General features: G+C 65.9%; 21 protein-coding genes and 2 pseudogenes. 8 read left to right on the forward strand and 15 right to left on the reverse strand.

What is annotated here, in order from left to right; genetic code table 11:
• Nucleotides 1-241: 241 nt before the first annotated feature.
• Nucleotides 242-436: pseudogene (locus tag ACGFQC_RS00575) on the forward strand (IS5/IS1182 family transposase); the annotation flags it as partial.
• A gap of 103 nt (nt 437-539) precedes the next feature.
• Here ACGFQC_RS00575 and ACGFQC_RS00580 read toward each other — a convergent pair.
• Nucleotides 540-1,040: pseudogene (locus ACGFQC_RS00580) on the reverse strand (Scr1 family TA system antitoxin-like transcriptional regulator); the annotation flags it as partial.
• On the opposite strand from ACGFQC_RS00580, the gene ACGFQC_RS00585 reads away from it, so the two are divergent.
• A complete protein-coding gene (locus ACGFQC_RS00585) occupies nt 1,039-1,896 on the forward strand; it encodes a hypothetical protein (RefSeq protein WP_363088495.1) in 858 nt (285 codons plus the stop codon). The pseudogene ACGFQC_RS00580 and the gene ACGFQC_RS00585 sit on opposite strands and share 2 nt — an antisense overlap.
• A gap of 16 nt (nt 1,897-1,912) precedes the next feature.
• On the opposite strand, the gene ACGFQC_RS00590 is transcribed toward ACGFQC_RS00585, so the two are convergent.
• Complete coding sequence (locus ACGFQC_RS00590) at nt 1,913-2,293, reverse strand: hypothetical protein (RefSeq protein WP_363088494.1); 381 nt, start codon at nt 2,291-2,293, stop codon at nt 1,913-1,915.
• A 79-nt stretch (nt 2,294-2,372) separates the two neighbouring features.
• Nucleotides 2,373-2,813 (reverse strand): hypothetical protein, encoded by a 441-nt coding sequence (locus tag ACGFQC_RS00595; protein ID WP_363088493.1) that lies wholly within the window; start codon nt 2,811-2,813, stop codon nt 2,373-2,375.
• A gap of 230 nt (nt 2,814-3,043) precedes the next feature.
• Between ACGFQC_RS00595 and ACGFQC_RS00600 the strand changes: the two genes are divergently transcribed.
• The 3 genes from ACGFQC_RS00600 to ACGFQC_RS00610 are packed head-to-tail and all read left to right on the forward strand — an operon-like array spanning nt 3,044 to nt 4,684.
• A complete protein-coding gene (locus ACGFQC_RS00600) occupies nt 3,044-3,301 on the forward strand; it encodes a hypothetical protein (protein WP_363088492.1) in 258 nt (85 codons plus the stop codon).
• Nucleotides 3,276-3,809: a DUF6879 family protein gene (locus tag ACGFQC_RS00605; RefSeq protein WP_363088491.1), complete on the forward strand. Its 534-nt coding sequence runs from the start codon at nt 3,276-3,278 to the stop codon at nt 3,807-3,809. Before ACGFQC_RS00600 ends, ACGFQC_RS00605 begins: the two co-directional genes overlap by 26 nt.
• A 23-nt stretch (nt 3,810-3,832) precedes the next feature.
• Nucleotides 3,833-4,684: a helix-turn-helix transcriptional regulator gene (locus tag ACGFQC_RS00610; protein ID WP_363088490.1), complete on the forward strand. Its 852-nt coding sequence runs from the start codon at nt 3,833-3,835 to the stop codon at nt 4,682-4,684.
• Between the two features lie 17 nt (nt 4,685-4,701).
• Here ACGFQC_RS00610 and ACGFQC_RS00615 read toward each other — a convergent pair whose 3' ends face one another.
• From ACGFQC_RS00615 to ACGFQC_RS00625, 3 genes are all read right to left on the reverse strand, one after another.
• On the reverse strand, nt 4,702-5,442 hold the full coding sequence (locus ACGFQC_RS00615) for a DUF6879 family protein (protein ID WP_363088489.1): 741 nt from the start codon (nt 5,440-5,442) through the stop codon (nt 4,702-4,704).
• A 171-nt stretch (nt 5,443-5,613) separates the two neighbouring features.
• The gene (locus ACGFQC_RS00620) at nt 5,614-5,826 is read right to left on the reverse strand and encodes a DUF397 domain-containing protein (RefSeq protein ID WP_363088488.1); all 213 of its coding nucleotides are present in this window, start codon (nt 5,824-5,826) and stop codon (nt 5,614-5,616) included.
• The gene (locus tag ACGFQC_RS00625) at nt 5,823-6,671 is read right to left on the reverse strand and encodes a helix-turn-helix transcriptional regulator (RefSeq protein WP_363088487.1); all 849 of its coding nucleotides are present in this window, start codon (nt 6,669-6,671) and stop codon (nt 5,823-5,825) included. The genes ACGFQC_RS00620 and ACGFQC_RS00625 overlap by 4 nt, the downstream gene beginning before the upstream one ends.
• Before the next feature lie 216 nt (nt 6,672-6,887).
• Here ACGFQC_RS00625 and ACGFQC_RS00630 point away from each other — a divergent pair, with 216 nt between their 5' ends.
• A complete protein-coding gene (locus ACGFQC_RS00630) occupies nt 6,888-7,550 on the forward strand; it encodes an ATP-binding protein (protein WP_393287421.1) in 663 nt (220 codons plus the stop codon).
• Between the two features lie 384 nt (nt 7,551-7,934).
• On the opposite strand, the gene ACGFQC_RS00635 is transcribed toward ACGFQC_RS00630, so the two are convergent.
• From ACGFQC_RS00635 to ACGFQC_RS00675, 9 genes are all read right to left on the reverse strand, one after another.
• Nucleotides 7,935-9,287, reverse strand: a complete 1,353-nt coding sequence (locus ACGFQC_RS00635) for a DNA cytosine methyltransferase (RefSeq protein ID WP_363088485.1) — start codon at nt 9,285-9,287, stop codon at nt 7,935-7,937.
• 9 nt (nt 9,288-9,296) lie between these two features.
• Entirely contained in the window at nt 9,297-11,141 is a 1,845-nt protein-coding gene (locus ACGFQC_RS00640; protein WP_363088484.1) for a DUF6339 family protein, read from the reverse strand.
• Nucleotides 11,138-12,037, reverse strand: coding sequence for a hypothetical protein (locus ACGFQC_RS00645; RefSeq protein WP_363088483.1), 900 nt, complete (start codon nt 12,035-12,037; stop codon nt 11,138-11,140). Before ACGFQC_RS00645 ends, ACGFQC_RS00640 begins: the two co-directional genes overlap by 4 nt.
• The gene (locus ACGFQC_RS00650) at nt 12,034-13,992 is read right to left on the reverse strand and encodes a hypothetical protein (protein ID WP_363088482.1); all 1,959 of its coding nucleotides are present in this window, start codon (nt 13,990-13,992) and stop codon (nt 12,034-12,036) included. The genes ACGFQC_RS00645 and ACGFQC_RS00650 overlap by 4 nt, the downstream gene beginning before the upstream one ends.
• Nucleotides 13,989-15,014, reverse strand: coding sequence for a PD-(D/E)XK motif protein (locus ACGFQC_RS00655; RefSeq protein WP_363088481.1), 1,026 nt, complete (start codon nt 15,012-15,014; stop codon nt 13,989-13,991). The genes ACGFQC_RS00650 and ACGFQC_RS00655 overlap by 4 nt, the downstream gene beginning before the upstream one ends.
• Nucleotides 15,011-17,560, reverse strand: coding sequence for a Z1 domain-containing protein (locus tag ACGFQC_RS00660; protein WP_363088480.1), 2,550 nt, complete (start codon nt 17,558-17,560; stop codon nt 15,011-15,013). The genes ACGFQC_RS00655 and ACGFQC_RS00660 overlap by 4 nt, the downstream gene beginning before the upstream one ends.
• Nucleotides 17,561-17,826: 266 nt before the next feature.
• Nucleotides 17,827-18,261 (reverse strand): very short patch repair endonuclease, encoded by a 435-nt coding sequence (locus ACGFQC_RS00665; RefSeq protein ID WP_393287426.1) that lies wholly within the window; start codon nt 18,259-18,261, stop codon nt 17,827-17,829.
• A gap of 320 nt (nt 18,262-18,581) precedes the next feature.
• Nucleotides 18,582-19,598 (reverse strand): SEC-C domain-containing protein, encoded by a 1,017-nt coding sequence (locus ACGFQC_RS00670; RefSeq protein ID WP_363088479.1) that lies wholly within the window; start codon nt 19,596-19,598, stop codon nt 18,582-18,584.
• A 126-nt stretch (nt 19,599-19,724) separates the two neighbouring features.
• Nucleotides 19,725-21,200, reverse strand: a complete 1,476-nt coding sequence (locus ACGFQC_RS00675; protein ID WP_363088478.1) for a beta-1,6-galactanase — start codon at nt 21,198-21,200, stop codon at nt 19,725-19,727.
• A 384-nt stretch (nt 21,201-21,584) separates the two neighbouring features.
• On the opposite strand from ACGFQC_RS00675, the gene ACGFQC_RS00680 reads away from it, so the two are divergent.
• Together ACGFQC_RS00680 and ACGFQC_RS00685 are read left to right on the forward strand one after the other, a co-directional pair.
• Nucleotides 21,585-21,899 (forward strand): DUF6412 domain-containing protein, encoded by a 315-nt coding sequence (locus tag ACGFQC_RS00680; RefSeq protein ID WP_363088618.1) that lies wholly within the window; start codon nt 21,585-21,587, stop codon nt 21,897-21,899.
• Between the two features lie 141 nt (nt 21,900-22,040).
• Nucleotides 22,041-22,808, forward strand: coding sequence for a membrane protein insertase YidC (locus ACGFQC_RS00685; protein ID WP_363088477.1), 768 nt, complete (start codon nt 22,041-22,043; stop codon nt 22,806-22,808).
• Nucleotides 22,809-22,887 lie beyond the last annotated feature (79 nt).

Genomic DNA, 22,887 nt, shown 5'->3' on the forward strand with positions numbered 1-22,887 from the left:
GGCCCTCGTCAGCGAGGGCGCAGGCACTCGGTTCTGGAACCCACCGTGTCGCGGAGGTGGGGGCGCGGCCGGGCCGCAGCTGCAGTTGTCCACACGGCTGCATGACGTCGCTGCGATGGGCTCGTTGAGCGTTTTCAGAGCGGTCACCGATGGGGTGATGCCGTCGAGGGCGCAACGCGCGGGGCACCTGTGCCGTTGAGGGAGATGTTCGACGTCTCAACTCATCAGCTCAGGTGCCTCGTTGGTCCACAGTCCTGCCGCACTCGACCCGCCCCATGCGCTGGTGGAGGGGGTAACCATGCTCATCGTCACCCGCGAGGGTGACCGCCGCTGCAAGCTCCCGCCGCACCGACGCGCGCTCGTCGCTCCGGTGCACCCGCGCAAGCACGACCCCCTGGCCCAGATGGCCGCCGGCTTCGGGATCTGGGTCGGCACCGTGGATCGGTGATGTCCACACCTGGGGAGACGAGTTCGTAGTCGACACGGCGTCCTTCGCCCGTCTCGAAGATGCTGAACGCGGGCTTGAAGACCACCGCCATCGCAGCGGTGCGGGAAGGGATCCCGAGGTTGAGTGAAGGAAGGCCGAGGTCCCGAATGAGCCGCTCCATCTGCTCACGCATGACCGACGGCCCACCGATGTTCGTGTACAGCCCCTGCTCACCGATGACGACGTCGTATCGGTGCTCCCCGTCGTAGAGGACCTGCTGCCGCTCCATCCGCTTGGCGACCCCGGCCGGCACATCATCCGGAACCCCGAGGAACTCGACGACCTGTCGCAGGATCACGGTGGCGTACGCCTCGGTCTGCAGCGTGCCCCAGATCATGGTGGGCACGAACGCCTTCCCGTGCCGCGTCTGCCGGTACCAGCCGATCACCTCGTCCTGGATGTCTTCTGTGCCAGTGGACAGCCGCTGCTGCCAGGGGTCATGTGGATCATGGTTCTCTCCTTTTCTCATCAATAACGACGGATTCCAGACCATGGATGGTGATGCGGGATGGTCACCATCCAACCGTCGGACCGCTGCTACCGTCGCTGTCATGTCGCTCTTGGGCACCGCTGGTCGTGCTGTCGATCTACGAGTTCGGCCGGTGGATGAAATTCTTCATCGCGTCGAGCGGGCGCTCCAGGTTCGCTTGGCCGCGGACACCGTGGTGCGCAAGCGGCGCTCCATCGGCGCGAGGACGAACCGCGACACGTGGGTCCGGGTTGAGCGCCGCTCACTGGACAAGATCGGCGACCAGGGATGGAACGGCACCGAATGTGCCGCGCGCCTGGAAAACATCGCCCAGCCGGCCTGGCAGTCATGTGTGGTCTGGCGGGACCCTGACGAGCCCGCAATGTGGCGCGCCGACGAGACCGACTTGCTGCCCGGAGTGCCGGTGGGTACGGCAGTGCTGGGTGACGCCCCACAGCTGGCGGACAACTGGTGGCAGGACCTGAGCGCCTCGCTGGATGCCCTCGCCGCGCAGCACACGATGCGAGTCGCCACGCCGGACACCGTCACCATCACGCAGGCTCTCGTCACTGAGTCCGTCCGTGCTGCATTTCCCGGTGACTTCGATACGACCGTTGAGCAGTGGGTGCCGGCGCACGCGGATCTGAACTGGGCCAACATGACCGCGCCCACCTTCTGTCTCTTCGACTGGGAGGACTGGGGGACCGCACCGCGAGGCCTGGACTCCGCGACCCTGTGGGCAAGCTCGCTCGCCGTCCCGGCTCTGGCAGACCGCGTCAGGCACGAGCGGCGCCGCGACTTCGAGAGCCGGGACGGCAAACTGATGACCCTGTTCGCCTGCTCGAAGATCCTCGGCCCGTACGCCGACCCGGGTGATCCTCGACGGACGCCGGCCCGGGTCGAGGCTGAGCGACTCGTCGCGCAGCTCCAGGACGCCTGAGGCTGCAGTCGGTCATTCAGGCCATAGGTGAATCAGGCAGGATGATCCGCCCGGTCAACAGGACCTCGTGGTTTGCGAAGAGCGCGTCCAGGACGAAGCGCCGACGGATGTGGGCCGTCCACCGCGCACCGGGTAGGTCCACGTACGCCCGGACCGTCCTGGCACGGCTCGCCTGGGTCAGAATCCAACGGGCCTGGTCTCCTTCCTGATTGCGACCGCCCAGGTCCCGTGCGAGACGCCATAGTTCGTCGCCGTCGCCGTGTTCGTCGACGATCGTGACGAGCCCGATGTCGCCGAGACCACGCTCGTCGCCGGATTGGGTGGTGTAGGCGACAGTGAGGGTTTCGAGGGGGAACACCGTCACGCGACTGGTTGCTGCCAGCTCGGTCAGGGACACGTGGGCAGTCCGTTCTGGGAAGGCGGGTGTACGTGCCGGCCCGATGGAGGTCGGCCCGTCTGCGGTGCGCGGCGAAACGTCAGCAGCACGGCCCGTCACCGCAGCACGCGGGCGCGTTGCACTCGGCGGCCGTACCCCACAGCCGTTCGTCGACCTCGAAGCCCGCGGCGCGCAACCTGCCCACCACGTCGACCATCAGGCCGCGGGTGCGGACCTTGGAGTTGGGCTGGTGGTGCAGGAAGTACCCGAAGCTCCGCCGGCACCACTCGGCGTACCAGTCGGTGTGCAGGATGAGCGTGTGCCACCCGGGGTCCACCCGTTGCGAGGGAGCCATGCGCGCGCCTTCACCGCTGGTACCCATGACGAAGACCAGGGCGAGCGCCTGGTCGACGACCTGATCGGCGACACAGCGCTCCATGCCGTACTCGTCGGCACAGAAGGCGGCGAGCGTCTCGAACTCGTCGTCGCTGACGAGGGAGCGGCCGGTGCGCGTTTCGGCGGCTACGGCGGTGACGGTCATGGGGTGGCCTCCTTGATGTGGGCGCTGCCGAGGGGGCAGGTCACAGCCGGACTTCTTCCTGCTGCCTCCGGTGAAGCTACGAAAGGCACGTCTCTCACAGCCAGCGATGTGCATCGATGTGCAGACAGTTCAGGAGGCGCACGTGAAAAGCTTTCACGCCCTTGACTGACGGCTTGCCCACCGCGACTTTTGATGCACATCAGCGCATCATCGCGTCACGGGAGGCAGTCATGCGCTTACGGTTCATCGGCATCGACCCGGACACGGGCAAGAACGGGTCGCCCACGGCCTGGGTCGACCTGGAGACAGCGGACATCCTGATCCAGAGCTACACCGCGGACGAGGAGACGCGGGCCCACTGCGTGGAGAACCCCGCCCCGGGGCACGCGAAGGGCATTCCCCCTCACGAGACGGTGGTGCGTATCCCCGTACGCCTCGTGCCCGTCCTGAGGGAGGCCTGCGATGCCGCAGAACGCGCCCAGCTTTGACGAGTTGATGGAGGCTGCGCGGCACTCGGCCGTCCACCTCGAAATGCGTGATCAGTACGCGGTCGGCGACGAATCCGACGACTACGACTCCTGGCTACGGACGGGGCGACGGGACGTGGACCCCACCTCGGAGTACTGGGCGCCCTGGGTCGACATGATCTCCAGGGCCGTCGCCCGCGGGGTCGTCGTACGACGTGCGCGCATCGTGTCCGAGCCGGTCACCGAATACATTCGCTACGAGCATGCCGGTACCGTCGTCAACGTGCGGGCAGGTGAACAGGTCCGCTGGCTGTCCCGTCGACGAGCGGCCGACCTGATGCTCCCGGGCGCCGACCTGTGGATCTTCGACGGAACCCAGGTCCTCTTCAACCACTTCACGGGGGTGGGCGACTGGGGCGACCCGGCCATGGAACTGCGTACCGAACCGACTGTCGTCAAGCAGTGCGCGGACGCCTTTGAGACGATCTGGGAGCGCGCGGTCCCGCACGACGACTACGAGATCCACTGACAGGAAGCACCACAGGCCGGCTCATGTCCATATCCCCGTCCTCCTCGGCCCAGGCCGCACGCGAAAGCGTGGCGCGACGACTACGCGACCTGAGGAGGAACGCCGACCTCACGGTCACCGAGCTGGCCTCGCGGTGCCACTGGCACCACGCCAAGACGTCACGCATCGAAAACGCGAGAACGCCACCCTCGCCTGCCGACATCCGCGCGTGGTGCCGCGCGACGGGTGCCGATGACCAGGCAGAGGACTTGATAGCGGCCTCCCAGGACGCAGAATCGTTGTACCGCGAGTGGCGCCAACGGGTGCGGGCCGGCCTGCGGAAGCTCCAGGACAGTTACGTCGAGCTGTACAGGTCGACGGACGTGCTGCGCGTGTACTCCCCGCTCCTGGTCCCCGGGTTGTTGCAGACGGAGGGATACGCCCGTGCGCTCCTGAGCGCCAATGCCCGCCTGCTCGGCGTACCCGACGACGCGGCCGAAGCGGCGGCCGCCCGCCTGCGACGCTCCCAGATCATCCACGAGCCGGGGCATCGCTTCGTGATGGTCATCGAAGAAGCCGTTCTCTACTACCAGTTGGGCGACGCCGACGCCATGGCCGCACAACTCGGCTACCTGCTCACGGCTGGAGCGCTTCCAGCGGTGTCCTTCGGCATCATTCCGATGTCGACGCGCGAGCGCACGCTGTGGCCCCAGGAGACGTTCGACGTGCACGACGACACGCTCGTGTCCATCGAACTGATCTCCGCAGAGGTCAACATCACCCAGCCATCGGAGATCTCCTTGTACCTCAGGACCTTCGAGCAACTGCGCGGCATGGCCGTCTACGGAGCCGAGGCGCGAGCCCTCATCCTCCGGGCCATCGAGGCGCTGGGCTGAGCCGGGTCGGCCCGTGTTCACACGGTGGAACGTACCCGCCCGGCGAACTCCTCGGCACGCACCGCATGGTGCCAGGCGGCATCCCGCGCTTGGCATGCGGCGAGGACCTCGACAGGGTCCTCGGTGACGTACACACCCAGCGTCGTGTCCTCGTCGTCGAACGCGAAGCGGACGAGAATACTGGAGTCGAAGAGCCAGAAGTCGTGGTCCGGCAGCCTCAGTTCCCGAGCACGGTTGCGGCGCAGGATGCGAATGTCCTCGCCCGCGCCGATGTTGCTGGGGGCGCTGGCGAGGAGGAACTCCTGGCCTTGAGTGGCCGGTTCGTCGACCAGCCGCACACGTTCGAACCGTTTGCCGAGAGCCGTCTGCGCCCGGACGTTCTCACGCCAGGCGTTGTCCGGGTCGCGGGCGATGTCCTCGCCCGCGAGAAACCGGGCCCACTTGGGGCTGTTGCGGTCGGAGGCGTACCCCCGACGGGTCTCCAGGCGCCAAGCAGTGTGCCTGAAACCGTGGAACAGGTCCGCGATCGACGAGAACGGCTGGAGCTCGGGAGCATCGCTCCGTGGCGAGAACCGCGTCAGCAGGCTGCGCGGGACGCGGACGAAGGTCTCGGTCTCCTTCACGTCCCGCAACTGCGTCAGGTGCCCGGGGTCGGCCTCACGCTCACCCTGTACGAGGATCTCGTCGGTGCCTTCGATGCCGTACAGGGTGGGGCAGTCACCGTCGTCACCGGTCGTCCCGATGAGTCTGAGCGTCATGCCGTCCTCCATCTGTGCTTGTCGGAGACCCAGGATGTTCTTGCCGAGCCCGGCGGCGCTCAGCGATTGCGGCGGATTGCGCACGTGGTCCGGCCGAAGGGGATTGCGCGCAAGCGGGAGCGGCGAGCGCCGCGTGGATCTCGCCTGCAGCACGCCGGGGATCCCGCGCCCTCAGCTCTGCGTGCCCTCCTGCACAGCACGCACGAACGAGCGCCAGGCCGTGCTCCCCACGGTGACGACGAGTTCCCCCGCCCTCTTCGAGTCCCGCACGAGCACTCCGTGTCCGCTCAAAGCGCATTCGACGCACTCTCCCCCCGCCCCGTTGCTGTAGGAGGACGTGAACCACGTGGGACGGCCGTCGCCGCCGGGGATTGCAGTGCTCACCTTGCGAACTCCTTCGAAATCGATTCGATCAAGTGGGTCGAACGCTGAGGACTCAGCGCCGCGGCCCGTAGGCCGTCGAATGCCCTTGTGTACTCACGGACATGATGCTCGCCCTCCAGATAGATCGCGTCGGTGATGCCGTCCCGGTACACGATGTCCGGGTCCTCCGGTGCCGGAAAGCCCAGCATGGTGAACGATCCCGTGGTCGGATATGTGCCCGAATCGAAAGGGAGAACCTGGAGGGTCACGGCGGGCAGTCGGACGGTGTCCAGGACACGCTCCAACTGCTCCCGCATGAGCGCACGGTCCCCGATGACATTGCGGAGAGCGCCTTCGTTCACGACGAACCAGGCCTCGGGTGCGTCCGGTCGGCTGAGCATGTTCTGACGTTCCATACGCACGCGGACGGCTCTGTCGATGTCCGCGGTCGTCATGTGCGCGCCGGTCCGGTGAAGTTCGGAGGCGTAGGCGTGCGTCTGCATGAGGCCGGGCAATACCTCGCACTGGTACTGGCGGAAGGTGGAGGCGTCCTGCTCCAGGCCGATGTAGATGTTGAACCACTCCGGGACACCGGAACCGTGCACCTGCCACCAGCCCCGCACCTTGGCCTGCCGGGCGAGCGTCTTGAGGAACTCCCGCAGCTCGTCCCCGGTGCCGTAGAAGCGGCACAGGGCGTCGATGTCGGAGGGCTGGACCCGCCCGCTGCCCGTCTCCATGCGGTTGACCTTGGAACCGCTCCACTCCAGGGCCTCGCCGACCTGGGCACAGGTGAGCGCGCTCTGTTCGCGGAGCTTCTTCAGCTCGATCGACAGGCGGCGCCGGCGTGCCGTGGGTGATCCGGCCATGTGAACCCCGTTCTGTGTAGCGGGCGTTCAGTCTCGCGCCAAGAGGGGTGCTTGCCAATCACTCGGAAGTGGGAATCCCGCCGTGCACATTGCATGAAGGGATTCGCAACCTCCACCCTGGTCACGAGGCGGAAACTCAAAGTGATGCCTCGTGACCCTGCGTGGCTCGCGGGGCGTCGTCGCGACGAGAGGGTTTTCGTGAACCAGCAAGCGTGCGTGAAACGCAAGCCGTGGGACCTCGCCTTCACGGCCTCCCCGGCGGAGGTGGCCGGCCTGCGCCGGGTCATGCGGTCCCACCTCGGCATCTGGGGCCTGCACGGAGTGGTCGACGAGGCTCAGCTCTGTGTCAGCGAGCTGGTGTCCAACGTCATCACACACGTGGGACCCGGAACCCCGGCTGTCCTCGCGGTCTCGATGAACGGTGCCTACCTGCGCGTCGAGGTCCATGACCCCGACACCCGCGCTCTGCCCACCCTGCTCGATGCGAAGGCCGACTCCGAGGGAGGCCGAGGCATGGCGCTCGTCGACGCGGTGGCCGCACGATGGGGCGTCGAACTCGGCCCCGACCGCAAGGTCACGTGGTGCGAGCTGGCGACGGGACTGACCTCACCGGACGGTCACGTGGAGGACCCCGGCGTGCGGCGGGCCGAAACCCTGTTGGAGCTGAGCACGGACGCAGGACCGCCCTGCCTGCCCGGGACGGGGAGACTGGGCAGGACCATGGCCGAGGAGTCGGTGATCTCGCTCATCACAGACCTCCTCCACTGGCTCCGCGCCCACGGCTGCGACGTGGAGAACGCCCTGGACCGGGCACAGACCCGCTACGACGCAGAAATGGGCGTAGCCGGCGACGGGACGTTCCGAGAGACGGCCGTCTGACGCGGCGACCCTACGGACCTCCGTCGGCATCCGCGGCGAGCAGAAGTGCATCGTGCAGGCCACCCGGTACCCCTGCCCTGGGAGGGGTGGCCATGCATCAGGGCGACAGGCCACTGCTCGCACCACCGCGGTTCCACAACGTAATGCCGATAGAGAGCCGAATTACGTCCATGGTACGAGCCTGAGAGCCTTAAGTGCATGACGAGGAGTAGGCGGCCGCAGTGGCGCCGCTTCGCCTGATTGAAAGTCAGACGAATGCCATTTAATGTGATACTAGCCTTTATGGGTCGTTCACCCATATAGAATCACTGCTATGAAAATCTGCTCCAAGCTGGTCGATGTGAAGGCGTAGCGACCTTGCTGAGGAGCTTTATCCGGATCGCGTCATCCGCGGAGGAAAGAGTGAATTGAACTGGCGATTGCTTTCCCTAGAGGAATGGGGACTGCGTTGCCGATCTGTGTTGCGATTTCGGTTTTTGAGCCGCACCACCGGAACTCCGGCGGGAATCCTTGAATTCGCGCAGCCTCGAAGTGGGTGATTGGACGATGCTCCTCCGGGTGGAGGTATCGTCCCTTTTCGGGCTTGTAAAATTCGGTCCGAATAGTGACGGAAGGCTCCCCTCGGCGAAGTCTTCCCATGACGTCACCAGTGCCACTGTTGTGATTGTCCCAGCTGGTGGTGGAAAGATAGTTGACGGTTGTCTTTACGCCAGGCGGATTTCCCGTCTCGAAGATCTTTATTTCTCCGGACTCATCGACCGTGTACCATTTGTTGCGCAAATCTTTCCGATTTCCACCTTCGGGGATTGCGTGATACCGGGCGATTGAGAGAGGCTCCGGGTTGCGGCGGATATGTAGCTCCGTGGTCGTGAAAATCCCTGGTAGGTGGGCATCCACTTCCGGGACGAAGATCTTCCTGTCCGGGAGTTCCGTGCCGCCAATAACGATTCTCGCGGATTCGGCGAAAATTTCATCGACCGGATTCCAGTAATCCGAGCCAGTGTTCAAACCGTCCAGCGGTTGAGTGGGTAGTGTGCCATTCTTCCGAGGGGGGCGCATGTGTGTCATGGCCGGATAGTTCAAGGTGCGTCCGTTGTCGATATCGCGACGGACTCCCAGGATAATTGCTCTCCGGCGGGCCTGATTGGCGCCGTAATTCGCCGAGTTGAGAAGGTAGCGCTTGTTTTTTCCCTCGGTGCTGTCGGTGGGCTGAAAACCGGGCGGATCGACGAGCCGGTATTCGGCGAGGCGCCCTCCGGGCTTGACCTCGAGTAGCAGGTTTTGGAACTCGTCCGATTTCAGGAAGCGATCGACATTCTCAATGACGAATACCTTCGGACGGATATCGGCCACGATCCGCACGTAGTCTTCCCATAGTCGGTTGCGCTCGCTGCCCTTCTTGTGGCGATTTAGAGCGGAAAAGCCCTGGCAGGGTGGTCCTCCGACCACTACGTCTGCATTCAAGTCAGCCATCGTCGGCTGCCAGACCTCGATGTCACCGACATGGACTCGCGCTGGAGGGACCTGCTCGTCCTTGCGTAGACGCCCGAAGTTGGCGGCGTACGTTGCCGCAGCAGCCAGGTTGTGTTCCACCGCAGCGACGCTGTGGAACACAGCTCCACTCTCGTCCGCACCTTCCGGTCGGAACTCGTGAAAGCCCTGGGTGAAGCCCCCGCAGCCGCTGAAAAGATCGACGACAGTGATGGGTTCGGGGGCAACGGGGCCGGGCGTACGCATGTGGAGATCTTAACCGCGAAGGGCCGCGGCGAGGGCAAGTCCGACGGCGGTGGCCAGAGGTGGGGGCATCGCATGCCCCACCTGACGATACCTGGACGTCTTGCCGCCGGTGAACCGCCAGTCAAGTGGGAAGGCCTGGATGGTGGCGGCCTGTTCCACAGTGAGCTTCGGATGTCCGTCGATGGGGAGTTCCGGACCGGGCGGCTCGTCCCCCAGGCTGTTGCCGTTCACCCCGAGCGCTGCCCATGCGTTTTTACTGCCGGTGGGCCCCAGGTCGGCACCGCCGCGACGCTCGGAACCTCCGACCAGAGCCGGTGCCGGACGATCAGCGTTCCTTGTCCATCGTTCTGCGCCGGCCCAGCCCCGGGAAGACATCGAGGGACCGAGGACCTGCCCCACGGTGGGCGGGGCAGTCTGGCCGGGGCGAGGCCAGGAGAAGGCCTGGAAGTACGGTGCTTGCAGAGCCACGAGAAACCCGCTGCTACGGTTCTGCGGAACACCGAAGTGCGCCGCGTTGAGAACTTTCCAACTAGAGCGAAAACCTGCGTGGCTCAGTACACGCTCGATCCAGGCGCGATCTTCTGCGAACGCGGGGCTCTCGACGAGTTCGGGAACGTTCTCGAAGAGCAGCGCCTTCGGCGCGACCTCACAAGCCAGCTCGATTGCCGTCCGCAACACCATGCGCTCGACGGCGTCCTCGGGACGAGCCGCGGTTGCAGAAGATTTCACACGAGGCAGGCCGGCACTCACGAGATCCACCCCCACCACATCCGGACGCATGGCAACCCTGAATTCCCTGACATCGATGCAAATCACATCCCAATTGGGCCTGTTTCGATCGATGGTGAAGCAGGCGTCCGCTTTGCTGTCGATGAGGAGTACCGGATCGAAGCCGGCCCGTTCCAAACCCAGTGCCTGTCCTCCGGCGCCTGCGCAGATCTCCAGCGATGTGAAACGCCGAGCGGACTGCATGGTGTCCGCCGTCGTCCTTGACTCTTGGTATGTCACCTCGGGTGAGACGGAACCAGACGAGGCTTTTGGGTCACACGGTGGGTCAATGGGGGACTCGGATGTCGATCTGAGTGGCGCCACTGTCGAGGAGTCACCACGCTGCGCGTCGACGGATTCCTGTGCCACAGCACGCAACTCTTCGTCCAACTGCTGTTCTTCGATTCCGTCGAACAGTACGAACGGAGCAAGTCGCAGGAGTCGCTTGAGGAAGTCCTGCAACGTCTTGCGTTCGTTCAGTCCCTTCAGGTCAAGCCCGTCCCAGACACGCAAAATGGCGCGGACCAAGTGAGGGCTCCCGCCGAGCGCCGCACGGCGGGCATAGATCTGGTCGAATGCGGCCTCCCCGAGAATCTCGAGGGAATGGTAGGGATTCGAGTCCCCCGGGGCGCGGACAAGTTGGGCGCGCCACCACAACCTCCCAAATACATGACGAGTGAGGTCTGTTCCAAGAACGCGGTCCTTGGGCGGCTGTGGATAGCGCCAGAATGCGACATCCGGTAGCAGCATCAGTGCCAGAAATGCCCATATGTCCCGAGAGGCGGCCTCGGCGGGCACCACACCCATTTCCGAATGGAGCATGGCAGCCAGCTGAAGATCGAACTGAGCGTTGCGTCCGCGGTCGCCGTCGTCAGGGAAGCCGCTCTGCTTGGCCAGCTCGAGCACTCCTTCCCGGAGCTCCCGCAGTCGTGTGCTGGAAACCCTGTCGCCTCCTGTGGCCACATAGACCGACGACTCATGGGCCAGGGTGACTCGCTGGGACAACTCGGCGATGCTCAGGGTGCAGTACTCGTCGAAAAGTGGCTTGGCCTGCTCGGCGAGCAGCCTGGGATAGAGGAAGCTCATCGCGATACCTCGAAGATCTTGACGGCCGCCTGCAAGTCCGATGCGAACAGAGCAGGCGACTGCCTTTGGCGCAGCCGAACATCAGTGATCAACTGTCCGGGGAAGAGTTGCTCGAACAGGCTCAGCAAGGTGGAGCCCAGGGAGCCGTCGGGATAGTCGGTTTCCTCGCCGAAGTCTTCGTGGGACAGGGCATGTTCGATCATGATTCGGGCCGCGTCCGCGTAGACCGCGGAGAGGACGACTCGGTCGATCGGACGTGGTCTGGCCGCGTTCTGGAAGGCCATCGTTGTGACGGTGTTCCGCTCGTTGACCAGGAGCAGCAGTGCACCCATGGTCGCGCCCTCGAAGCCGCCGCTGATCTGGAGATGCCATGCGGCATCGTCGGGGAAGGACGTCCGGGTGAAGTCGATCACGGCCATGGGGAACTGGGGAGCGTCCCCCTGGAGGCGCAAAGTTTCTCTATCACTCCACAGCACGGACCCTGCCCGTCGAGGAGAGGAAGGAGGGGCATCGGGTCTGCGCTCGGCCAGCAGCAGGGCGGTGTCGAGTAGCAGCAGCCCGCCCAGATCCGCGCTCGACAGTCGGAAGTCGAATTCCACCGTGCTCGACTCGGTTTCGCACAGCCCGACACGCTGCGCCGGACCACTCAGGTTGGACCCGGTCGCCGTCCACACGGCCGACAACACCAACTTCGCGCCGTTGGTCAGTTTCGATTGTTGGCGAGCACGATCCACGGCCACATGGACTGTCCTGCGCACGTGTAGGTCCATGTGGTAGTCCCAGTCCGGCAAGGCCTCGGGCAGGGGCACCTCGCCCTCTTCGAGGACCAGTCGCCAGGGCTCAGGGGTGACGACGTCCTCTGCGGGCGCGCGATACGGCAGTACTCGGCGGGTCATTGGGCCTTCACCGCCTCCACCTTGATTCCGATCTCCGTCATCGTGTCAGGGGCCGGACGGACAAGCGCGCGCCAGACCGAATCACCGCCCTCTATGACGAGTCGGTCCGACGGGTGGAGACTGCCCGCATCGTCTTCCCAACCGACCAGGGTGGGCATGCTCGCTCCGATCGGCGGGTCCGTTTCGCGTCCACCGGCCCCCGGCAACGTGACGGCCAGGTCGATGTGAACCCGCTGTGGGCCGGGTGCCGGCAGCCGGAACTCTTGGACCAGCACAGAAGTGTTGCCACGGTCGTCGTAGTAGGGCTCACCGAGATACTGCACGCGCGGATGCCGACGCGGAGTTCCGGCGCTTCCACTGCTCGGACTGTTACCGGGGGCTTGGCCGGAGACAGCCTCGAATCCAGATGCAGTAGAGGCACGACCTTTAGCCGGAACGGGTTCGTGTACCGTCCTCGGACGGTCGTCCTCGTTTCCATTCGACCTGTGTGTGACTGTGCTACCTGGCTTCGCGTAGTTGGTGGCGCCACCGATTCCCCGGGCGCCGCCGACCAGACCGGAAAAGAGGGAACTGGCCGCACCGAGAGCTATGTTGCTCGCTCCGGGGCGTGCGCCGCCGTTCAACGACAGAAGGCCGTTCAGCGCCTCGTCGATGCGCCTGAATGTCGTGTGGACGAAGGTGCTCTCCGGCCGTTCAAGAGAATGTGGGTTCCAAGCATCGTGCGTGGGCGGTTCAGCCTTCGCGTAGACGTCGTCCATGGTCTCGTCGGCACGGAAGACGCCCGCATACCCCAGATTCGAGCTGGGCGGTTTCGGCCCTGGCCTGTAGCTGACGACAAGCTCTGCTGGGCGCATCAGGCAGACATGATGGATCAGGTCTTCGATGTTGAGCATGCGCTGCGCACTCGTCGGTGCGAATGGCGGCATGATCCGCTTCACGATCCCGAGGCGGCCCAAATATTTTTTGGGGTTTCGACACTCCAGAGCTCGACCCTTCGGACTCATCATGTCCTCGTAGGCCGCGACGAACATGTTGAGAGGCCTGGTTGCACGGGGATCAGGTACGGGGTGATCAACGCCGTCGCAAGTCACGGAGAACCGCATGGCGGGCAGCCCGGCATCCGTCGAGATCATCTTGGGCCACAGGTGCCATGCAATGGTTTCTGCCAGGTAGGTGGCCGCTTCCGATGGAGTCCGTTCGTCGAGGTTCGGGTCGATGACGACCACGGTCGTTCCGGTTTCCTCGGAGGCGAATGGCCGCAACCCAAGGCGTTGGGCGACGGCATCGGCCTCCGCGCCAATCAGCGGCTCCACTACGCCACCCGAGGTGTCACCCCACCAGTGACGGCCGGTGTAGCGGCCGCGCGCGCCTTTCTCGGTGGGCACATAGCTTTTCCACAGCGTGCAGCCGATGAGACGGGTCTCACGGCCTCCGCCCGGGGTATTGCAGCGTGAGTGCACGAGGACTGTTCCGGGCTTGGAGAGCAAGTAGAAGATTCCCTTGCCGAACCCGTAAGTGCCTCCGCCAAGCGCTCTGTCCCGCGGCTCTCCAATGTTGCGGACGAAGGAGACGAAATCCCGTTCGGGGCCGATGGCATCGTTGGCCCGCGTAGGGCCGCCGAGCCCGCGGGTCTCCCGGTCGGAAACCGCCAGGACCCGAATCCCGCTGCGCCGAAGTGTCTCGTGAAGTGGGAAGTTCGCGGGGCCGGGCGCACCCGACTGGAGGAGCGTGCGCCACGCACCGGCATGTGCGGGACTGACCGTCCACATGTCCAGTTGGTAGTCCACGGGACGCGAAGAATTCGGATCACGTGCGTCCCAGCTGTTTTGAGCGGACTCCCGAACCAGGATGGTGAGCAGATCCAGTTCGGGGCGTCCCAGTTGGTTCCGAATTCCCTCGGCGGCGCTGGCTCCTTCGGGCGGGTACGGCTGGGAGTACCAGCGGGGTTCCGTCACACGGACTCCTGAACGATGCGTTCGATCACATGGGACACCTCGTCGGCCTTCAGGACTCCCGGTACCTCGCCGGAGAGGTCGATGCTGTATTCGACGTCGAGTACCCGGACGGGGAGGCCTGCGGAGACGAGCGCGGTACTCGTCAAGCCGGGGAAGTCCGAGCCGACCTCGTACCATTTCTCCTCTACAACGGCGAAGCGAACGTCGCCATAGCGGTCGGCTTCGAACGTCCGGTACCCGGCTTCGGCCAACAGCCCGAGCAAGGCGGTCTCGTCGTCGCACCGGCGAAGTGTTTGCCCGATGAGATCCAGGAAGCCGATTCCTGTACCCGTGCTCGTGACGCGATGCAGACCGAGCCAGACCAGATGGAGACTGCCGTCGACAGGGGCTTCGAGTTGGTTGAGACCGTGTATACGGGGTTTTCGTCCGTTGACGTCAGTTCCGGCTTTGACCTCTATGGCCGCGTGACGTGCAGAGAAGTCGTGCCGGTACCGCTTCGGACCCAGCCAGAGCCGGTGGGCACTGGGGTCACATTGCAAGAGCTTATCGAGTACGAGCAGTTCCGCGAACAGGCCGGCCAACTGCTCGGGCCCCAGAGTTGGTCCCTGCGTTTGAAAGAGGGCCTTCCACCGGTCGAGGACGCGGTACAGGCCCTTGACGGGATTGTCCGGAAGCGCCTCGACGGTGCTCAGCACCTCTGCACACAGTCCTGTGAACAGGTCGTTGAGATCTCCACGCAGACAGGCCAGGTCCGCGTACATCTGGTACGTGTCTTCATCCTCGAGCGGCCGCTTGCGCAGTTGCAGGACGGGACCGTCCAGCCCGGCACGTATCCTGCGCTGCGTATTTATGGGCACGAGCAGGTGGTGGTGCCCTTCGTGGTCGACTGCTGCTGCCAAGGGCCCCTGGTCCGTCACGACCGGAAACGGTGCTACGCGCATGCGGTGTTCACCGGTACTCGGTCGGCTCTTCAGCGCGGTCCACTGTTCCTCGACCAAGCCTCGAAACGCTTCCTCGGTCACGTGTCCTCACCCTCCAGGAGGCTGAGGTCTTCGTCTTCGATCCGCACGTTGGAGAGGTCCGCGGAGATGTACTTCTCAACCGTGCTGTCACTGTCGTGGGGCTTGGGAAAGACGAGACCCACACCGATGACGTCCTCCTCACTGCTCAGCGGTGCACGGGTCTTCTTGTCCGGCCTCGGCTCCGAGTTCTTGTCGATGGGGTACAGGACCAGGAGACCGGTGTCGGGAAATTCCTCCTGCCGCCTCTTTCTGATGCCGTCCTCATCCAACTTCGTGCTGTCGCCCGGTAGATCGACCGCCGCGTCACGCGGGCTCATCAGTGTCTTGATGTCGACCGAACCGGGGGTTGCATTGGTCTTGAGACGTGAACGGACGTTGCAGCCGACAGTCACATTGGGCGCGAAGGAGAATGGTTCTCCGCTCGGAGTGCCTACGATGGCCACGTTCCAACGTCGCAGTGAATCGGCCGCCGATACACGCTTGCGTATGTACGCGCTGATGAGATCGGCGTCGTTCTCGGGGGACTTCTCGTGGAACTGGTACGACGCCAAGAATCGCGTCACGACGTCGAAGGGCACATCGCGGAAGATGTAGCGACCTTCGAGTGGACGTTCCTCCACCCTGACCGCGGTGGTGACGGAGTCCGAGACCAAGGATCGCGCGGCTGCCATGTTCCGGCGCAACCAGTCCGCGTCAGTGCGGAAGTAATGCGTTTGTACGCGCCTGCCTCCGTATGACGATGCCGCCGTCACGGCCGACCGCATTTTCGCGGCTGCTGTGACGCGCAGTGCCGGATGGGTGCGCAGGCGGACCGCGAACGTGAGCGGGGTCTCGGCCTCGGTCATGTAGATGTCGATGTCGCGCCGCATCTCGGTTTCGACCGTCGCCAGGTGCCTGAACCACTCGGCCAATTCGTCGGTCATCCAGATTCGTGGCAGGTCCGCGTAGCCATGTCGGAAGCCGAACCAGCGACCCATTTGTAGAAGGGTGTCGTAGGCCGAGACCGCTCTGACGAAGTAGCTGACTGAAAGACCCTCGAGCGTCAGTCCGCGTGACAGTGTGTTTCCACCCACGGCTATTGCGACGACGGGACCGTTTTCGTAGTCCAATCGATCTTCGCTGCTGGAATTGTCCATGATGACACGGCAGTTGTGCAGCACTCCGGGTAGTTCCGTCAGTAGACTGTCGAACGACACCTTCTTCTCGCTGAATTCTTCGGCTGCGACGCGGGTGGTCTCTTCGTCCCACAAGGCACGTAGTCGGGCGAGGAGAGTCCGGTCGGTGAGTGACTTCGCCGTCCTCTCCCGCAAATGCTCAAGTGGTTGCTTGAAGCTGTTGTGCACTGCGGTGTTGACGCTGGTGTGGATCAGCATGGTGCTGTGTGGATTGCCGGTGCCCCGGATGCGACGGGCAGCGGTGACCAGCCAGAAATACTCGATTGCGCTCCGAAGGGTGTCGGTGATGACAGGTTCGAAGCCCTCGATGTCGGCCTTCGTCTCGGGTCGGACGCACGGTACGTCCTCGATGGGAACCGTGCGGATCATGTCGTAGCCATCGTCGACGGTGTCCTCGTCCTCACCGTCGAGGGCGTAGCGCCCGAAGAGGACCTCGGTGCCGAAATGACCCGTGGGTTTGGGCAGGTTGACCACGAAGTCCCGTGGGTAGAGGTCTTCGACGCTCGGATCGATCAACAGGTTGGCGAACGGCGATGCCGTGTATCCCACGTATGCGGATCGAGGCAGGCTGCTCATGATGCTGAGGATGAGCGGATTGATGGACTTCGTGGCCACAGTTGCCTGGTCGGCCTCGTCATCGATGATCAGCGCCGGACAGTCCTTGAGATGGTCCGACGCCTTGTCCAGCCAGCGGGCGAGCTTGCGGAGAACGGTGGCGTTCTTCTTCACCACGCACAGCACGTGCGTTTTGTTGCTCTTGCCGAAGTATGCCGCGGGGTTCTCGTGCGGAGTGAAGTCCTTGTCGAGCCCAGTCAGCTGCGACCAGAGTGAGGGGTTCGGTTCCACGAGTTGTTGCACCAGGCGAGCCTGGGTCTGGCGTCGGAGCCCGTTGTGAATGCCGGCCAGGACGATGAAGAGTTTGTATCCACGGTCCGCGGCCTTGGCCATGACCGAGGTGAAGTTGGTCGTCTTGCCGGACTGAACGTATCCGACGACCAGTCCGCGAGCGGAGAAGGACTTCTCCTTTGGGTGGTTGAGCAGGGAGACGACTCGGGTGGAGGAGTGATCCAGGTCCCGGATGGCAGGCTCCTTGGGCCATCCGTCCTTGCTGAGCAGTTCCACGATGGCCGGCCAACATTTGTCCTTCGCCTGCGGACCCGTGTACCAGGTGTCCCGGTTGCCCATGACTACCGCGTGCGGCTCTTCGAGCTCCCTGATGTGGATCGTGTACTGCTCGTGGCGCTCGCGGATCTTCTCGATGACGTCGGGTTCGACTCCCAAGAGCTCCAGGCGCTTGACTGCCTCGGCGGGAGGGAACGTTTCCAGCAGCGCCTGGAAGGTCTCGTACATCGCATCGAAGTCTTCGGTCATGAGGTCGACCGCCCCCGCTTTCGTTCGTCCAGCCGACTGGTCGCGGGTTCCGACTGCTCGATGGGACGAGTGGCGCGCAGAAGCCCGAGACGCCCGTCGGCGCCCACTTTCACAACACCCACACATTATTGGGTGCGGCTCTCATTGATGAGTGAATCAATCTATTGCCCACTGTGACGGCGTGATTTTTTGCCTCAGTCTCGGTGGGAGGATGTTGAAATCCTGGCAAAAGGGATGCAAGTGGCTGCCAGTTGCCTCGTGTCGGCTCATGACTTGAGGTGTTTCTTCCGCTTCGACTCCACGACTTCGGTGATTCGACCGACTACGTCCGGGACCGTTTCGTGTTCCCAGAAGCGCAGAACCGTCCACCCCTCGGCAGCCAGATGCTCAGTCGTCTCGGCATCCCGTGCCATGTTCTTGTCGAGCTTGGTTCGCCACCACTCCGCGTTGGCCTTGGGATGAGTCGCGTGCTGTGGGCATCCGTGCCAGAAGCAGCCGTCGAGGAAGATCGCAATCTTGGTCTTGGGGAAGACGATGTCGATCGTGCGGCGAGGCATTCCCGGCACCGGAACGTTGACGCGGTAACGCAGGCCGGAGGCGTGAAGTAGCCGTCGTACCGCCACCTCGGGAGCTGTGTCGCGGGAGCCCTGGCGGCTCATGCGCGCGGAGACGGCGGGGGAGGAGGGAACGGCATGCGACACATAAGTATTCTGCCGGCGATCCCGTAGCGTTGGGTATGGCGTCTCGGCGGCCCGCCGTTAACAGGCGCCGTACGGCCGCCCACTTCCTCCGCAGCGTCGTGCTTCCGCGGCCCGCCTCAAGGGCGCTTCCACTCCGTCGTGTTCCGTGTTGGCTGTGCTGATGGTCTACGGACCACCTTTGACCCGGGCCGCTCCAGCAAGGGGAGGAAGCGAGCGAGCGGCCCGGAGAACCGCGGTCCCGAGTGGGTGGCCCCTGGGTTGCTGCGTAGCGGCCCGGGGTACGTCTCGCCTGCACGCCGGGTGGTTAGGCGGGTGGCAGGTCAGGCCTCGGCGCCGTGGCACTTCTCGTACGTCCTGCCCGACCCGCACCAACACTCCGCCCCCCGCCCCGGCGGCCAAGCCACCGCCCTTCCCCGCGCCGCCAGGATCGTCGCGTACTGGGGCAGCAGGTCGGCGTCCCCCGGGGAGGTGCCCTCCGAGGCGGCGAAGGCCTCGTACGACGGGACCGTGCCCGTCACGATGCCCAGGTTGCCCGTGCCGGAGGCGGCCAGTTCGCGCAGGGAGGCCTCTATCACCGCGAGGTGGGTCTCGTGGGACGGGTACTCGTCCGCCAGGGTGGGGTAGGCCGACACCAGCTCCGCCAGTTCGTCCGCCGGCCAGTGCAGGACCGCCACCGGGAAGGGGCGGGAGAGGGCCTCGCGGAAGGTGCCCAGTTCGGCGCGGAGGCGGGAGATCTCGGCCTCCAGCTCCAGTGGGTTGTCGGACCCGAGGGACCAGACCCGCTTGGGGTCGTGGAGTTCGTCCAGGGAGACGGGGGACGAGTTCACGGCGTCGGCGAGGGTGTCCCAGTCGTCGTGGGCCGCGCCCAGCATGCGGCGGACGCGGTGGCGGCCGAAGAGCAGGGGGTGCGTGGCGTACGGCGGCTCCGCCACGTCCGTCAGCAGCAGCCGTACGGCCTCGGTGAACGTCGCCTCCGCCGCCTCCAGCTCGTCGTGGGCCTCCAGGGACTCCGCGACGATCACCCAGGGGGCCGGGTCCCGCGGGGCGGCCGCGCGGATGCCGTCGATGATCGCGCGGGCCTCGGCCTCGTGGCCGTACTCCCACAGGTTCGAGGCCTTGAGGGCGCGGACCAGGTGCGGGGCGTCCAGGCCGGCCGGGGACGACAGCAGGCGGTCGTAGAGGGTGGTCGCGGCGGGGCGGTCGCCGGACAGTTCCAGGTGGGCCGCGGCCTGGACGAGCAGGGCCTCGGCGTCCTCGGGGTACAGGCCGGCGGTCCGCTCCAGGCGTGCCGCTTCGGTGGTGTGGTCGACGTTCTCGGCGGGCGTGTCGGGGCGCATGGGTGACACCGTACTGCCGACCGGTGACGAAGAGGAGACAGCCGCAGGCCGGGGCGGGGACGGGAACGGGGAGCCGGCCTGAGGCCCGGGGCGCCGGGGAGGGGCGCCCCGGGATCCCCAGGCCCCCTAGACCGTCACCCCGTCCACCTGGAGCGTCTGCACCGCGCCCGCCGCGAACGGCACGCTGACCGTCTTCCCGGACAGGTACGTGTCCGAGCGGGCCGTGTACAGGTCGCCGCCGCCCGAGGTCACCGTGTTCCAGCGGGGGACCAGGCCGCCCGAGCCGCCGGTCACGGTGGTGAAGCGGGAGAGGTCGAAGGTCAGGGTCTGGGCCGACGCGGAGGTGTTGGCGGCGACGATCACCAGGCGCCGCGCGGCCCTGTCCAGCGCGGCCACCGCGTAGCTGACGCCGGTGTCGAGGATCGTCATGCCGGGGCGGATGTGGCGGCTGAACTGGGCCATCACGTAGTACTTCGTGGTGACCGCGCCGGGCCGCAGGGTGGCCGCGTCGTACGCGATCATCGCCCAGTTCGTCGACGGGTCCATGACCTGCCAGTACACCCAGGCCGTCGGGTGCAGCCAGCGGAAGTCGTAGAGCAGGTTGCTCGCCATGGACAGGCCGGTGCCGTCGTTGTCGCCGGTCTCGGAGTTCCACAGGGCCTTGCCGGACGTGGTGACCACGTCCGTGTGGAGGAGGTCCCGGCGGCCGCCCGCGCCCTGGTAGCCGTGCACGTTGACCCGGTCCACCAGGGCCTTCGTGGACGCGCCGAAGGAGTTCCACGTCGTGCGGGCGAGGTCGTAACTCGTCTCGTCCGAGGCGGAGATACGGGTGCCGGTCAGGCCGCGCTTGTCCAACTCGCTGCGCAGGTGCGGCAGTACGGCCGCCTGGACGCCGGCGTCCATGTGGCAGCCCTCCTGGGTGCCGGTCGCCGTCCACCAGGACGAGGAGGGCTCGTTGAAGGGGTCGACCGTGGCGAAGTCCACCCCCCAGTTGTTCTTCGCGTACAGGGCGACGGCGGCCAGGTGGGAGGCGTGCCGGCGGTGGTTCCAGGACTGGAGGTTGTTGCCGCCCCCTGCCGCGCCCGAGGGGTTGTGGTTCAGGCACATCCACCACATGGGGGAGTTGGCGAACAGTTCGGTCGTCGCGCCCCGCGCGGTCGCCTTCGTCAGCATGGCCCGCTGCTTGGCGTCCGCCGACCAGTTCCACGCCGAGGAGGCGGGGTCCTCGTTGTTCCAGTCCTGCCAGAAGCCCTCGATCTGCTTGAACGCGGGGATGTTGGGGGAGACCGCCATCGACTCGCCGCCCACGCTGTTCCAGCTGCACGCGCCCAGGTTGTAGCGGGCGATGTTCATGCCGAGGCCGGGGAGCGTCCGGCCGCCGTAGGCCACCGACCTGGTCGTGAAGAAGATGTCGGCGAAGTCGTCGCGGGCGCCGAAGACGTTCGCCCACCAGGCGAGGGAGGTGCCCCAGCCCTCCCACGTGCCGTGGTTCGTCGACGGGTTGACGCCGACCGTCGCGTCGGCGCGGGCCGTGCCGGCCGCCAGGCCGGTGCCGAGGAGGGCGCCGCCGGTGGCCGCCAGCAGGGTTCTGCGTCGGATCATGACCTCTCCGCTTCACTCGACTGAGGACGTGCCGGTCGTCCCACCGGCGGCGTCCGTGAACCGAGGACGGGGACCGGCCGTCCAGACCGGGCACCGTCACTCGTGGCTCGTGGCTCGTTGCGGGAACGTGGGTGCGTGCGCGCGTCACGAAGCATCGGGGGCGGGGCGTGGTGTTGTCGAGGGTTCCGACAGCCCTTCCTCAAACCAGCGGAGGAAGGTTCGACGGGGCGAACAGAAGCCCGCTCGTGGGTGGTTGGCGACCGGGTACTGCCCCGCGCCCCGACCCGTTCGGGTATAACCGAACAAGGACAGCGACGTGAACGGCTACGTGAAGGGCGATATGAACGGCGACGCGAACAGGAGGGGGCCACGGTGATCCGCGCCATGCTCGACACCCCCCTGCTGCGGCGCCGGCCCGCGGTCGCCCTCCTCCTCACCGTTCTCGGGCTCGCCCTGATCGACGCGGGCAGCCTCTCCTCGACCGTCGCCCTCGCCGCGACCGCCGCCGCCGGGGCCGCCCTCGCGCTCTGCTCGCTCGTCGCCGCGCGCTGTGCTCCCGCCGTGCCGCGCACCCGGGTGCGGACGGCCGTCCGCGACCGCGACCGCCGTACCGCCTTCCTGCCGCAGCGCGATCCCGACGCCTCCGGACGGCCCCGGCCCAGGGCACCCGGACAGGCCCTCCCGACGGCCGTCGCTTAGGGCACCCAGGTCACCATCCGGGGCACCAGCCACATCACCCCACCCGGCTCACACCGCTGACCACGGCGTGCCCCCGCGCGGGCCGTCATGCCGCCGTATCCACGTCCCGGCACGACGAGACCCCCGGAGGGCTCCGTACCCATGTCCGTCTTCCCTGCCTTCTTCTCCCTCTTCGTTCATCTCGTCGAGCGGTTCGCCGAACTGCTCGAACCCCTCTTCCACGCCTCCGCGGCCGCCGCCGCGATCGTCCTGTTCACCGCGTTCGTACGGCTGCTCGTCCACCCCCTGTCACGGGCCGCCGCCCGCGGCCAGAAGGCTCGGGCCGCGCTCCAGCCGCGGATCGCCGAACTGCGCGCCAAGCACGCTCGCGACCCGGAGAAGCTCCAGCGGGCCGTGCTGGAACTGCACGCCCGGGAGCAGGTGTCCCCGCTGTCCGGCTGCCTGCCGAGCCTCCTCCAGGCACCCGCCTTCCTCCTCCTCTACTACGTCTTCTCGCACTCCACGATCGGCGGCGAGACCAACGGCCTGCTCACCCACCGGCTCCTCGACGCGCCCCTCGGCGACCGCTGGACCGACGCCCTCGCCGCCGGCGGGGTGTTCGGCGGGGCAGGACTCGTCTACCTGGCGCTGTTCGCCGTCGTCACGGCCGTCGCCACCGTCGGCTACCGCCTCGCCCGGCGCACGATGGCCGTGAACGCGATGGCCGTGAACGCGACGGCTGGGAACCCGGCGCCGGGCGCGGCGGCCGGCGGGGAGCAGGTGCCCGGCCTGGGCGCGGTCACCAGGGCGATGCCGTTCCTGTCCTTCTTCACCCTCGTCACCGTCGCCGTCGTACCGCTGGCCGCCGCGCTGTACGTCGTCACCAGCACGGCGTGGAGCGTGGCCGAGCGGGCGCTGCTCCACCGGTGACGGGCCCCGCCGTGACGAGCCCCACGGTGACGGTCCAGTACGTGAACCGGGTCTTGCGGAGTGGACAGACAGCTTGGAC

Source organism: Streptomyces sp. NPDC048734 (genome assembly GCF_043198675.1).
Taxonomy (GTDB): Bacteria; Actinomycetota; Actinomycetes; order Streptomycetales; family Streptomycetaceae; genus Streptomyces.

What these genes read in the sequence shown, in the direction of transcription:
- ACGFQC_RS00585 (WP_363088495.1), top strand. Translation starts at nt 1,039, where the DNA reads ATGTCGCTCTTGGGCACCGCTGGTCGTGCTGTCGATCTACGAGTTCGG.
- ACGFQC_RS00595 (WP_363088493.1), bottom strand. Translation starts at nt 2,813, where the DNA reads ATGACCGTCACCGCCGTAGCCGCCGAAACGCGCACCGGCCGCTCCCTC.
- ACGFQC_RS00600 (WP_363088492.1), top strand. Translation starts at nt 3,044, where the DNA reads ATGCGCTTACGGTTCATCGGCATCGACCCGGACACGGGCAAGAACGGG.
- ACGFQC_RS00605 (WP_363088491.1), top strand. Translation starts at nt 3,276, where the DNA reads ATGCCGCAGAACGCGCCCAGCTTTGACGAGTTGATGGAGGCTGCGCGG.
- ACGFQC_RS00610 (WP_363088490.1), top strand. Translation starts at nt 3,833, where the DNA reads ATGTCCATATCCCCGTCCTCCTCGGCCCAGGCCGCACGCGAAAGCGTG.
- ACGFQC_RS00615 (WP_363088489.1), bottom strand. Translation starts at nt 5,442, where the DNA reads ATGACGCTCAGACTCATCGGGACGACCGGTGACGACGGTGACTGCCCC.
- ACGFQC_RS00625 (WP_363088487.1), bottom strand. Translation starts at nt 6,671, where the DNA reads ATGGCCGGATCACCCACGGCACGCCGGCGCCGCCTGTCGATCGAGCTG.
- ACGFQC_RS00635 (WP_363088485.1), bottom strand. Translation starts at nt 9,287, where the DNA reads ATGCGTACGCCCGGCCCCGTTGCCCCCGAACCCATCACTGTCGTCGAT.
- ACGFQC_RS00640 (WP_363088484.1), bottom strand. Translation starts at nt 11,141, where the DNA reads ATGAGCTTCCTCTATCCCAGGCTGCTCGCCGAGCAGGCCAAGCCACTT.
- ACGFQC_RS00645 (WP_363088483.1), bottom strand. Translation starts at nt 12,037, where the DNA reads ATGACCCGCCGAGTACTGCCGTATCGCGCGCCCGCAGAGGACGTCGTC.
- ACGFQC_RS00660 (WP_363088480.1), bottom strand. Translation starts at nt 17,560, where the DNA reads ATGACCGAAGACTTCGATGCGATGTACGAGACCTTCCAGGCGCTGCTG.
- ACGFQC_RS00670 (WP_363088479.1), bottom strand. Translation starts at nt 19,598, where the DNA reads ATGCGCCCCGACACGCCCGCCGAGAACGTCGACCACACCACCGAAGCG.
- ACGFQC_RS00675 (WP_363088478.1), bottom strand. Translation starts at nt 21,200, where the DNA reads ATGATCCGACGCAGAACCCTGCTGGCGGCCACCGGCGGCGCCCTCCTC.
- ACGFQC_RS00680 (WP_363088618.1), top strand. Translation starts at nt 21,585, where the DNA reads ATGCTCGACACCCCCCTGCTGCGGCGCCGGCCCGCGGTCGCCCTCCTC.
- ACGFQC_RS00685 (WP_363088477.1), top strand. Translation starts at nt 22,041, where the DNA reads ATGTCCGTCTTCCCTGCCTTCTTCTCCCTCTTCGTTCATCTCGTCGAG.